We start from the raw sequence: 11158 nt of genomic DNA on the forward strand, positions 1-11158 counted from the left end.
GCCCCGACGACGGCGCGCCGCGACCCCGTCACCACACCGGGCCCGACCCGGCCACCGACGCGAGCACTGCCGCGCCCGGCCGGTTCCGCGTGCCCTTCCGAGCGAAGAGAGAGACCAGCCATGACCGCATCCGGTACCAGGACGCCCCTCGTCGGCATGGAGGTATTCCGTGCCGCCGCCGACATGCGCCACCTGCACTCGGTGGACGTCGCCGGCGAGACGCACCCGCTGTCCCCCGTCTCCAGCGGCTTCGTCACCATCCGCCCCCGCAGCTTCAAGGAGGACATGACCGCGGCCCTCGGCGCACTCGGCTGGGGCCGGCCCGTGGCGTTCGTCGAGGACGCCTGCGGGCTGGCCGAGTTCACCGCGGCAGCCACCGAGTCGGAGTACCTCCCGGCCGCGGAGGAGGGCTCCGAGCCCGTCGCCTTCGTCGTGCCCACCCTGTTCCGCAGCCGGAGGGCCGGATCGATCGAGCGGCGTCTGGCGAAGCGGAGCGAAACGGCCGTACCGCCCCAGCGCCGCCACCAGGACTCGCACCAGCACCCGCACCAGCACCCGCATGCCGCGCCCGCCGCACCGAGGGACGCCCGGCACCCCTCGAAGGTCCAGCGCGTCCGCGCGGTCGGAGTGGGCCCGTGGACCCCCGCCGGAGGCGAGGAGGCCCTCGGACCCCTGGACGTCGGGTGTCCCGTGGTCATGACCGACTGGACCTACCGCCACACCTTCACCCGCACCCCCGGCCACGAACGGTTCCTGCCGCACGTACTCCCGTACCGCTACGGCGACTTCGACCAGAACATCGACCAGGTGGACGAGGCGCTGAGCGAGCTGCACGCCGCCGGCCACGACCGCGTGGGCCTGCTCGTCGAAGGCAACCCCGACACCTACGACGTCCTTGACGGCCTCCCCCTCACCGGCCGCGAGATCCACGTCACGCCCGGCATCCCGATCGGCCTGCTCGCCGCCGCGCAGACCGCCCGGCACTTCCGGGAGGACCCCTTCGCCCGGTCCTTCGCCTACCTCTCGGGGCTCCACGGCCGCCACAGCCTGCCGCCCCAGCAGTTCCTCGGCGAGCTCACCAGCTACCTGTCCGCGGGCATCACCTGCGTCCTGGTGGAGATGCACATGGGCGACGTCGAACTCGCCCTCGAAGCGGTCCGGCTCTGCGGCCAGGAGAAGTCCGTCGTGCTCATGAGCAACCACTTCTCCAGCGAGGAGGAGACCGTCTTCCTCCACGGCACCCCTGAGGGGCTCCGGGAAGGACTCCCGGCCGACCGTGGCGGCCTGTCCACCCTGCTGATCGCCGACGGAGGCCTGCGATGACCCGCGCCCCCCTGCCCGCCGTACTCTTCGACGCCGCCGACACCCTGCTCGAACTCACCCCCGCCTTCCCCGAACTGCTCTCCACCTCCTGGCTCGGGGCCGAAGGGGCCCCCTCGGCGCAGGACGTGCGCGAGGCCCTGTGGGCCATCGGCGCGGAGGGCCACTGGCCCGACGACGAGGCCGACCCGGCCGCCCGCCTGACCATGTGGACCGAGTTCTTCCAGGACGCCCTTCGCCGGGCCGGCGGCGCCGACTCCCACCCGGCCGCCCTGCGCGCGGCCCGCTACGCCCTCGACCCGGCGAACTACCGCCTGTACCCCGACGTCCTGCCCTGCCTCGATGCACTCCGGGCGGCCGGCCACCAGCTGGCCCTGGTGTCCAACTTCGACGGGTGGCTGCGGGAGATCCTCGCGGCGCACCGGCTCACCGACCGCTTCGACGAGATCGTCATCAGCAGCGAGGTCGGCTTCGAGAAGCCCCGCCCGGAGATCTTCGACCTGACCTGCCGTAGGCTCCGACGTCCCCCGGGGGACTGCGTGTTCATCGGCGACTCGCTCGTCGTCGACGTCGACGGTGCACGGGACGCCGGCATGCACCCCCTCCTCATCGACCGCTACGCCCGCTTCCCCGACCACCCCGGCCCGCGGATCACCTCCTTCGAGACCCTGGTCGACCTGGTGGCCCACCTGCCGCTCGCCCTCCCGGAGGACGCACGATGACGCACCCGACGCACCCGACGGACCCGACGGACCTGACCCCCCTCGACACGACGGTCGACACCGAGGCCGTGGCCCGCTCCGTCGCCGCCGAGCACGGGCTGGAACTGCGCGGACCGGCCGGCGAAGGCGTGGACTTCGTGGTCCACCGCGTCGGCCGCCCCGGCCTCGGCGACGCGGTGCTGCGCATTCCCCGCCACCGGCTGTACCTGTCCCCGTACGGCGACGTCGACAGCGCGGCCCTGGTCCACCAGGAGCACGCGATAGCCGCCCACCTCGGCCCGCTCGGGCTGCCCGTGGCGACGCCGCTCCAGCAGATCGAGCGGCCGGACGGTCTCCTCGTCTCCCTCGCCGCCCACGTGGAGCACGACGACGTTCCCCTCGACGGCCGCGACGTGGGCCGCTTCCTCGCCGCGCTGCACTCCACGACGCCCCCGCAGGTACCACTCGCCTACCAGGCCCCGGGCGACTTCACCGCCTTCTTCGTCACACGGCTCGGAGACCGGTACGCCAACCTGCGGCGCGAGGCCCCGTCCCTGCCGCCGCTGCCCGGACCCGGCGACATCACCGCGGCTCTGGAGGCCGTACGCACGCCGCACCGGCTGCTGCACCTCGACGTCCGGCGGCAGAACCTGCTGAGCCGCCGGGGCCGGCTCTCGGCGGTCGTCGACTGGTCCAACGCCCTCATCGGGCCGCCGCTCATGGAACTCGCCAGGGTGGCCGAGTACGCCCTGCTGCCCGACAACGGGATCGACGCGCCCGCCGTCCTGGCCGGCTACGCCGAGTCGCTCGCCGCACCCGACCTTCGATCCCGGGCGGCCCTGCTCTACCGCCTGGACACCGCCGTCATGCTCGCGCTCGTCTTCCACAGCGTGGCCCCCGACGCCGAGCGCGCCCAGGTCCTCACCGCACGGGCGGAGCACCTGCTCGGACTTCTGCACGCCGCCGGGAACCCGGCGCCGTCCGTACGCCTCACGGCCGAAGCCGGTCCGGCCCACGAGCGCGGGGAGCAGCAGCGCTGATGGACATCGTCGACCGCTACGGACTCACCGTCGCCGAACTCACCACCGAAGAGGCCCTCGACGCGCGCGGACCCTGGCGCGGGCCCGACGTCGACCTGCTGCGGGTGGTCGATCCGCAGCCCGACGACCGCGCCGCCCTGACGGAGGCCGGGTTCGCGGTGAAGCCCGGCTGGGTCAACTGGGTCGCTCCGCTGGGGGATTCCGAGTCCGCGTTCCTCGCCGCTCTCGGAGCCAACGAGCGGCGCAAGGTGCGCCGGGGCCTGGACCTCGTGGCCTCGGCCGGACTGAGCGTGCAGGTGCGGCCGGAGCTGGACGAGGGCCGGCTAGAGGAGTTCCTGGGCGTGTACGAGGCGCAGGTCGCCGGCATGCGCAACGGACTGAACCTGGCCCGCGGCGAGCAGCGGACGCTCCTGGAGCGCTCCGGCTCCCACCTCGGCGTGTACGCCTACGAGGCCGGACGCATGGTGGGCGGGTGCATCTGCTGGGTGAGGGCGGAGGACTCCCTCCTGCAACTGCGCTACGTGGCCACTGCGGCCGTCGACCAGCGCGGCGCCCTGACCCGCGCCCTGTACATGGCGGCCTTCCAGGCCGGCCGGGAGCTCGGCTGCACCCGCATGTCCCTGGGCAACGACACCTCCCTGTACGGACACGTCACTTCCCCCGGCCTGTACGAGTTCAAGAAGCGGCTCGGCTTCACACCGCTGCCCTCGGGGACCGTTGACCCCGGTGCGCGCGGTGACGAGGCAGACCGCTTCGTGTCGCTGCGCGCCCTCACCGACCCGTCGCTCCTGCTCGCCTACGACGCAGCCCCGGGCACGGACGGCTCCCGGCTCAGGCTGCACGTCCTCGCCTCACGGGACGACGTGGACGTGGCGCCGTACCGCGCAGACTTCCTCAGCGGGGTCACGGTGACGCTGATCCAGGCCTGAGGCCCGCGGCTGCGCCGCACGCCGCGGTGGCCAGGGCGAAGCCCAGCGCGGCGGGGTTGACGTAGCCGGGGACGGACTGGGCGGAGTAGGAGCCGCTGCCCTTCGTTTCGCACACGAAGCGCAGCGGCACCCAGTCGACGGTGTAGTCGACCACGTGCAGCATCCGCTCCGGCTCGCCGGGCAGGCGGCAGGGCCGGACCGGAGACGAATCGGTGCCGCCGTCCTCCGCTTCCAGGACGTCTCCGGCGACGAAGAGCAGCCCCCATGTGTAGAGGGCGACGGCAACGGCTCCGAAGAGGGCTGCGGCCATCCGGAGCCGCGCAGCGTGGGCACCCCGTCGGAGACCGTCACGGGCGAGGACGGCCAAGGCGTGGCCGACGAGGACGAGCGTGAGGACCAGCCCGGCCGGAACGAGGAGCATCAGCAGCAGCAACACCATCCGAGGAGCCCACCAGGGCCCACCCGTTGCACCTATGACGGAGCCCACAGTTCCGGCAACAGGCCGGTCACAGCCGCCCGGCGGGGCCCATCGCCTCGACCATGCCCCGGACGGGGCACTTCGCCCATGTGGGCTCCGCACACCCCGAAGCCGTGGAGTGTGGAGCCCCGGACCATGGGATGTCCGGCCGGGTGTCTCTAGCGTTCCGGCCATGACGAGCCAACTTCCAGCGCTCCCCGGCGCACTCGCCCGCGGAAGCGGCGACACCGCCCTGGCAGGACGCACCGCGATGGTGACCGGCGGCGGCAGCGGAATCGGCCGGGCGTGCGCACGGGCCCTCGCCGAAGCCGGAGCCCTGGTGCACGTGGTCGACGTCGACCAGGCAGCCGCGCGGGAGACGGCCGATGCGATCGGCGGACACCCCCACGCGGTCGACCTCGCCGACTGCGACGCCGTGCGCGGACTCCCCGGCGAGGTGGACGTCCTCGTCAACAGCGCGGGTCTGCAGCACGTCGCCGCCATCGAGGACTTTCCGCCGGCCCGTTTCGAACAGATCCAGAAGGTCATGGTCACGGCCCCGTTCCTGCTGCTCCAGCAGTGCCTGCCGCACATGTACACGGCCGGCTGGGGGCGCGTCGTGAACATCTCCAGCGTGCACGGACTGCGTGCCAGCGCCTTCAAGTCCGCCTATGTCGCCGCCAAGCACGCGCTGGAAGGGCTGAACAAGGTGACCGCCCTGGAAGGCGCCTCCCGCGGCGTGACCAGCAACTGCATCAACCCGGGGTACGTCCGTACCCCGCTGGTCGAGCACCAGATCACCTCCCAGGCCGAGGCGCACGGCATCGCCCCCGGCGACGTCCTGGCCGATGTCCTGCTGAAACGGTCGGCCATCAAACGCCTGATCGAGCCCGAGGAGGTCGCGGCAGTCGCCGTATGGCTCTGCGGTCCGCACACCGGATACCTCACCGGGGCGTCGATCCCCCTCGACGGAGGCTGGGGCGCGCACTGAGCCACCGCACCGGAACCCCTCGGCGGCACCTCCCGCGGCCGCCCCCCCCACCGCTCGCACCGCTCCCACCGCCGGCCACCACTGCCGTGGCCACGCCCGCACCTCCCCGTCCCCGCCGAACGAACAGGTGACCACCGCCATGACTCCTGCCAGCACCGCCCAGCCCGCCGGAGGCGGGATCGGCCGCATCGTCGCGGCCAGCCTGATCGGGACCACCATCGAGTGGTACGACTTCTTCCTCTACGGGTCGGCCGCCGCTCTCGTCTTCAACAAGCTCTTCTTCCCCTCCAGCGACCCGCTCGTCGGCACGCTGCTGGCCTTCCTCACCTACGCCGTCGGCTTCGCCGCCCGCCCCCTCGGCGGCGTCGTCTTCGGCCACTACGGAGACAAGATCGGCCGCAAGAAGCTCCTGGTCCTCAGCCTCCTCATGATGGGCGGCGCCACCTTCGCCATGGGCCTGCTGCCGACCCACGCCTCCATAGGCGTCGGCGCCCCCGTCCTGCTGACCCTGCTGCGCCTCATCCAGGGCTTCGCACTCGGCGGTGAGTGGGGCGGAGCGGTGCTGCTGGTCTCCGAACACGGGGGCGACGAGCGCCGCGGCTTCTGGGCCTCCTGGCCCCAGGCCGGCGCCCCGGGCGGAAACCTGCTGGCCACCGGCGTCCTGGCACTCCTGGCCGCCGTCCAGTCCGACGAAGCCTTCCTGGCCTGGGGCTGGCGCATCCCCTTCCTGCTCTCCGGCCTCCTGGTGATCATCGGCCTGTGGATCCGGATCTCCGTCTCCGAATCCCCGGTCTTCCTGGAGGCCCAGCGCAAGGCCGCCGCGGAGGCCGAGGCCGGCGTCAAGGAGAAGCCCCCCGTGGTCGAGGTCTTCCGCACCGGCTGGCGTCAGGTGCTCACCGCGATCGGCACCCGGCTCGGGGAGAACATCTCGTACTACATCATCACGGCCTTCCTGCTGGTGTACGTCACCGTCCACCTCGAACTGCCCAAGAGCGACGCACTGAACGCCGTGCTCATCGGTTCCGCCGTCCACTTCGTCACCATCCCGCTGTGGGGAGCCCTCTCCGACCGGATCGGGCGCCGCCCGGTGACCCTCATCGGCGCCGTCGGCATGATCGGCTGGGCCTTCGCCTTCTTCGCCCTGCTGGACACCAGGTCGTTCTGGGCCATCGCCCTCGCCGTCACCGTCGGCCTGCTGCTGCACGGCGCGATGTACGGTCCGCAGGCCGCCTTCATCTCGGAGATGTTCGACACCAAGGTCCGCTACTCCGGCGCCTCCATGGGCTCCCAGCTCGCCTCCATCATCGGCGGCGCGCTCGCCCCGATCATCGCGGTCGCCCTCCTCGACGACTACGACTCCTCCGTGCCCGTGTCCTTCTACCTCGCCGTCGCCGCGGTGATCACCGCCCTCACCGTCTGGGCGGCGAAGGAAACCCGTGGCCGCGACCTGGCCCAGGACGGCCGGAAGGCCCTGCCCGGCACCCCCGCCCGGGCAGGGGAACGGCAGGCAGCCGTCTCCCGGAACACCTGAGACTCCACCGACCCGCCACCGGAGACCTCCGCCGTATGCTCCCCACCGTGAAACCAGGCAGCCAGCAACCCCGTTCCGCCGCCCGCGAGCTGCTCGACCTGCTCGCGGGCGGGGCACCCGCCGAGGCCTTCACCGGCCCCGCGACCGCGGCCCGGGAACGGGGAGCCGGACCGGAGGAACTGGCGGACGTCGACGAGGCCACCGCATCGGCCCTGCGCATCCGGCGCACCCTGAGCCAGCACCGCCGACGCGAGGCGGAACTGGCCGCCCTCTTCGAGACCGCGAGCGACCTCGCCGCACTCCGGGACCTCGACGCGGTGCTGCGCGCCATCGTGCGCCGCGCCAAACGACTGCTCGGCACCGACGTCACCTACCTCTCGCTGAACGACGACGCGGCGGGCGACACCTACATGCGGGTCACCGAGGGTTCCGTCGCCGCTGCCTTCCAGCAGGTCCGGCTCGGCATGGGGGAGGGGCTGGGCGGTCTCGTCGCGCAGACCGCCCGCCCCTACGTGACCGGCGACTACCAGTCCGACACCCGCTTCCAGCACACGTCCGTCATCGACAGCGCGGTCGGCGAAGAAGGCCTGCGGGCCATCCTCGGCGTCCCGCTCGGCATGGGATCGAAGATCATCGGCGTCCTGTACGCAGCCGACCGCACGCCCCGCGCCTTCACCCCCGACGAAGTGGCACTGCTCTCCTCGCTGGCCGACCACGCGGCGATCGCGATCGACAACGCACGGCTGCTGGAGGAGACGCGAGCCGCCTTCGCCGACCTCAACGCCGCCTCCGAGATCATCCGGACGAACAGCGAAGCCGCCCGCAGGGCCGAACGGGCCCACGACCAGCTCACCGACCTCGTCCTGCGCGGCGGCGACGCGGAAGACGTCGCCGCCGCCCTCGCCGAGATCCTCGACGGCGGCATCCTCATCCACGACGCCTACGGCACGGAACTGGCCCGGGCCCGCACGGCCCCGCTGCTTCCCCCCGCCCCGGCCGTGACCACCTCCCGCACCAGCGGCCGCGCGGTGTGCAGGAACGGCATCTGGATCACCGCGGTGCTGGCCGGACCCGAACTCCTCGGCAGCATCACCCTGGCAGGCCACCCCGAACTGCCCGACGCGGACCGGCTCCTCTTCGAACGCGCCGGCGTCGTCGCCGCGCTGCTGCTCCTGCTCCGCAGATCCGTGGCCGAGACCGAGGACCGGGTGCGGGGCGAGCTGCTCACCGACGTCCTCTCCCTCGCGAGCGACCCAGGCACCCTGACCGCCCGCGCCCGCCGTCTGGACGTCGACCTGAACCGACCGCACGCCGTCTTCGTCACCCACAGCGAGCAGGCCCCGCGCCACCGGCTCCAGGAATGCGCGGCCCACAGCGTCCACGCCGCGGGCGGCCTCGCCGGCCTCCACCACGACCACGTGGTGATCGTGGCACCGGCCGACGACCCCGGCAGCACGGCACGGGCCCTCGCAGCCGAGCTCGGGCAGGCCCTCGGTGACCCCGTCACCGTTGGCGCGGCCGGCCCGGCCGTGGGCCCCGCCGCACTTGGCGCCGCGCACACCGAGGCACACCGCTGCCTCTCCGCGCTGCGTACCCTCGGCCACACCGGGCAGGGCGCCGCCCTCTCCGGCCTGGGCTTCATCGGCCTCCTCCTCGGGGACCAGGCCGATGTCGACGGCTACGTACGGGCCACCCTCGGCCCGCTCCTCGACTACGACGCCCGCCGGGGCACCGAACTGGCCCGCACCCTGGAGGTCCACTTCGCGCAGGGCGCCAGCCCCAGCCGGACGCGGGAGGCCCTGCACGTCCACGTCAACACGGTCGTGCAGCGCCTCGAACGCATAGGCCGCCTCCTGGGGACGGACTGGAACGCGCCTGCCCGCGCACTGGAGATCCAGCTCGCCCTCAGGCTCCACCGCCTGACGCAGAACACCTGAAGCACGGCTCCGTCAGCCGCGGCCGCGCCCTACCCTGGTGACGGGGAGCACGTGTCCCGGGAGGCAGCCGTGGCGGGCCATCACCGATACCACCTGGATCAGGACGGGCATTCCATCACCGTCCTGTGCGACGTCGGGCGCCTCCACGCCCAGGTCCTCGTCGACGGGAAGGTGGTTTCCTCGGCCCGGATGGGCCGGAGCGGGGCCACCCTCCTGTACGGCGAGGTCCCCACGGACCCTCCGCAGCCGTTCGAGATCCGCCTCGACCACCCCTACGACTCCCGCGACGTCCCCCCGTGCGTGATGGAAACGGACGGTCGGCGCTACCTGATGCCGACCGCCCCGCTCTCCCCGCAGGAGGCGTGGCCCGCCGAGCGCACCCCACCGGCGCGCACCCCAGGCCAGCTCGTCGCCCGATGGAGCGCCCGCTACCGGGCCCATCGGCTCCCGGTACTCCGCCGCAGCAAGGACTCCTGACGGCGGACGGCCCCGTCAGCCCCCTCAGCCCCGGTCACCCAGGTCCAGCCGGCCGAGCAGCCCGGCGTCCTCGAAGGCGTCGACCAGCTCGTCCTGCCCCTCGGTGAAGTGCGCCCAGCTGTCGTAGTGGACGGGGACCACCCGGCGGGCGCCGAGGATCGCGGCGGCCTCGGCGGCTTGCGCACTGTCCAGGACGATCGGCGCACCGTCGAAGAGGTCGGTGAAGCGAGGGGCGCCGGCGAACAGGAGGGCGGTGTCCACCGGCCCGAACCGTTCGGCGATCTCCTTGACCAGGGCGAGCGAGGCGTTGTCGCCGCTCACGTAGACCGTGGGCAGGTCGTCCCCGGTCAGGACGAACCCGACGACCTGGCCGGTGACCGCTTCGACCTCGGCCCGCGCGCCGGGTCCGTGCAGGGCGGGCACGCCCGTGACGGTGACGGTGCCGCCCCCGACGCGGTTCAGCTCGACCGACTCCCAGTCGGCCAGTCCTCTGACCCCCGCCCCCAGGCGCCGTGCGCCCCCGGGCGTGGTCAAGGTCAGCGGGACGTCGGCCAGCAGCGCCCGGCCCGAGGCATCGAGGTTGTCGGGGTGCTCGTCGTGGGAGAGGAGGACCACGTCTATGGGGCCGAGGTCGGCCGGTGTGGCGGATGACGGCGCGGTCTTGGTCAGCAGGGCGCCCGGGACCGGGTAGTCGCGGGGGGCGTCGAACGTGGGATCGGTCAGGAAGCGCAGGCCGCCGTACACGAAGACGGCGGTCGGGCCACCGAGGACGCGGACGGGGATCTGCTCTGCGGGCGTGCTGGTGTCAGCCATCGGAACCTCACGTTTGAGAAGCGGTTGATCCATGAGGACCATAGGGGTGACTCACGGATGGGCGCAAGCCGTAACATGAGATCCATGAGCGAGACCTCGACCGCCGATTCCGCGCCACCGCCCGCGTCCGGAGCGGAGGAGTACGTCGCCCTCGACTTCGCCAACAGCGTGGTCACGCTGCCCGCGGGCCATCTCGTCGACTTCCTCGACACCCCCGGGGACGCGAACCGGTGGCTCACCGCGCACGGCCTCGCGCCCGCCGACGCGGGGGTGCAGGAGGCCTGCGCCAGGCAGCTGCGCACCCTGCGCGAACACCTCAGGGCGCTGTTCGCCGCCCGGGTCGCAGATCTGCCCGCCCCGCCCGAGGCGCTGTCCGCCGTCAATTCCGCCCTGAGCGGGGCCCCCACGGCCGCCCTGCTGTACTGGGACGAGGAGAGCGGCCCCTACCGCGCCGCGCCGTGCCCCACCGACGAGATCCTCGGCCGGGCGCTCGCCGCCCTCGCGGCCAACGCGGCCGACCTCCTCACCGGCCCCGACGCCGACCGCCTCACCGCCTGTGGATCGCCGCCGTGCAACCGGTACCTGCTGCGCCACGGGCGCCGCCAGTGGTGCTCCACCCGCTGCGGCGACCGCGCCCGCGCCGCCCGCGCCTACGCCCGGCGGACCCATCCCGAGGCCGGCTGACGGCCCGTCTCCGGGCCTGTGGCGGTGAGGCGCCCCACAGGACCCAGGTCACATACGAAGCGGGTTCGTAGTCCCCGGAGGTCCCGTCCGGGGTCCTCCGCAGCGCCTGTGACCTGCACGGATGCTCGTCGAGGCCTCGGGGGGCTTTGGGGTCCCGGCTGCGAGGGCGGCTAGTAAGCGGCGTCGTTGCCAGGGGGTCGGGGCGTCTGTAGAACTGGATGAGTCGCAGGGCGGCCCGGGTACTTCACCGGTCGCCGACGATCCCCTCTCCACCGCGT

11 protein-coding genes are annotated in these 11158 nt (G+C 73.0%); 9 read left to right on the forward strand and 2 right to left on the reverse strand.

The genetic code is table 11. From position 1 onward, the window contains the following. The first annotated feature begins 120 nt into the window (after positions 1 to 120). From IO30_RS0132510 to IO30_RS0132525, 4 genes are read left to right on the forward strand one after another with little or no spacing between them, the layout of a single operon-like run. Positions 121 to 1323 carry a hypothetical protein gene (locus IO30_RS0132510; protein ID WP_157853420.1) on the forward strand — a complete coding sequence of 401 codons (1203 nt, stop codon included), beginning with the start codon at positions 121 to 123 and terminating at the stop codon, positions 1321 to 1323. After that, positions 1320 to 2042: an HAD family hydrolase gene (locus tag IO30_RS42370; protein ID WP_051859621.1), complete on the forward strand. Its 723-nt coding sequence runs from the start codon at positions 1320 to 1322 to the stop codon at positions 2040 to 2042. Before IO30_RS0132510 ends, IO30_RS42370 begins: the two co-directional genes overlap by 4 nt. Then, entirely contained in the window at positions 2039 to 3061 is a 1023-nt protein-coding gene (locus tag IO30_RS0132520; protein WP_031149011.1) for a phosphotransferase family protein, read from the forward strand. The genes IO30_RS42370 and IO30_RS0132520 overlap by 4 nt, the downstream gene beginning before the upstream one ends. Beyond that, the gene (locus IO30_RS0132525) at positions 3061 to 3990 is read left to right on the forward strand and encodes a hypothetical protein (protein WP_051902724.1); all 930 of its coding nucleotides are present in this window, start codon (positions 3061 to 3063) and stop codon (positions 3988 to 3990) included. Before IO30_RS0132520 ends, IO30_RS0132525 begins: the two co-directional genes overlap by 1 nt. On the opposite strand, the gene IO30_RS0132530 is transcribed toward IO30_RS0132525, so the two are convergent. Beyond that, positions 3965 to 4429, reverse strand: a complete 465-nt coding sequence (locus IO30_RS0132530) for a hypothetical protein (protein WP_037895728.1) — start codon at positions 4427 to 4429, stop codon at positions 3965 to 3967. The two genes, IO30_RS0132525 and IO30_RS0132530, sit on opposite strands and share 26 nt — an antisense overlap. 211 nt (positions 4430 to 4640) lie before the next feature. Here IO30_RS0132530 and IO30_RS0132535 point away from each other — a divergent pair, with 211 nt between their 5' ends. From IO30_RS0132535 to IO30_RS41305, 4 genes are all read left to right on the forward strand, one after another. Continuing rightward, positions 4641 to 5438 carry a 3-hydroxybutyrate dehydrogenase gene (locus tag IO30_RS0132535; protein ID WP_031149017.1) on the forward strand — a complete coding sequence of 266 codons (798 nt, stop codon included), beginning with the start codon at positions 4641 to 4643 and terminating at the stop codon, positions 5436 to 5438. A 139-nt stretch (positions 5439 to 5577) separates the two neighbouring features. After that, positions 5578 to 6969: an MFS transporter gene (locus IO30_RS0132540; RefSeq protein WP_031149018.1), complete on the forward strand. Its 1392-nt coding sequence runs from the start codon at positions 5578 to 5580 to the stop codon at positions 6967 to 6969. 35 nt (positions 6970 to 7004) lie between these two features. Next, positions 7005 to 8906 (forward strand): helix-turn-helix domain-containing protein, encoded by a 1902-nt coding sequence (locus IO30_RS0132545; RefSeq protein WP_031149020.1) that lies wholly within the window; start codon positions 7005 to 7007, stop codon positions 8904 to 8906. Positions 8907 to 8975: 69 nt separating this feature from the next. Further along, complete coding sequence (locus tag IO30_RS41305; protein WP_037895733.1) at positions 8976 to 9383, forward strand: hypothetical protein; 408 nt, start codon at positions 8976 to 8978, stop codon at positions 9381 to 9383. 24 nt (positions 9384 to 9407) lie between these two features. Here IO30_RS41305 and IO30_RS0132555 read toward each other — a convergent pair whose 3' ends face one another. Then, entirely contained in the window at positions 9408 to 10196 is a 789-nt protein-coding gene (locus IO30_RS0132555) for an MBL fold metallo-hydrolase (RefSeq protein ID WP_031149023.1), read from the reverse strand. A gap of 84 nt (positions 10197 to 10280) precedes the next feature. On the opposite strand from IO30_RS0132555, the gene IO30_RS0132560 reads away from it, so the two are divergent. After that, positions 10281 to 10880 carry a CGNR zinc finger domain-containing protein gene (locus IO30_RS0132560; protein WP_031149025.1) on the forward strand — a complete coding sequence of 200 codons (600 nt, stop codon included), beginning with the start codon at positions 10281 to 10283 and terminating at the stop codon, positions 10878 to 10880. The last annotated feature ends 278 nt before the right edge of the window (positions 10881 to 11158 follow it).

Origin of the sequence: Streptomyces xanthophaeus (genome assembly GCF_000725805.1) — a bacterium.
GTDB lineage: Bacteria > Actinomycetota > Actinomycetes > Streptomycetales > Streptomycetaceae > Streptomyces > Streptomyces xanthophaeus.

What these genes read in the sequence shown, in the direction of transcription:
- IO30_RS0132510 (WP_157853420.1), top strand. Translation starts at nt 121, where the DNA reads ATGACCGCATCCGGTACCAGGACGCCCCTCGTCGGCATGGAGGTATTC.
- IO30_RS42370 (WP_051859621.1), top strand. Translation starts at nt 1,320, where the DNA reads ATGACCCGCGCCCCCCTGCCCGCCGTACTCTTCGACGCCGCCGACACC.
- IO30_RS0132520 (WP_031149011.1), top strand. Translation starts at nt 2,039, where the DNA reads ATGACGCACCCGACGCACCCGACGGACCCGACGGACCTGACCCCCCTC.
- IO30_RS0132525 (WP_051902724.1), top strand. Translation starts at nt 3,061, where the DNA reads ATGGACATCGTCGACCGCTACGGACTCACCGTCGCCGAACTCACCACC.
- IO30_RS0132530 (WP_037895728.1), bottom strand. Translation starts at nt 4,429, where the DNA reads ATGGTGTTGCTGCTGCTGATGCTCCTCGTTCCGGCCGGGCTGGTCCTC.
- IO30_RS0132535 (WP_031149017.1), top strand. Translation starts at nt 4,641, where the DNA reads ATGACGAGCCAACTTCCAGCGCTCCCCGGCGCACTCGCCCGCGGAAGC.
- IO30_RS0132540 (WP_031149018.1), top strand. Translation starts at nt 5,578, where the DNA reads ATGACTCCTGCCAGCACCGCCCAGCCCGCCGGAGGCGGGATCGGCCGC.
- IO30_RS0132545 (WP_031149020.1), top strand. Translation starts at nt 7,005, where the DNA reads ATGCTCCCCACCGTGAAACCAGGCAGCCAGCAACCCCGTTCCGCCGCC.
- IO30_RS0132555 (WP_031149023.1), bottom strand. Translation starts at nt 10,196, where the DNA reads ATGGCTGACACCAGCACGCCCGCAGAGCAGATCCCCGTCCGCGTCCTC.
- IO30_RS0132560 (WP_031149025.1), top strand. Translation starts at nt 10,281, where the DNA reads ATGAGCGAGACCTCGACCGCCGATTCCGCGCCACCGCCCGCGTCCGGA.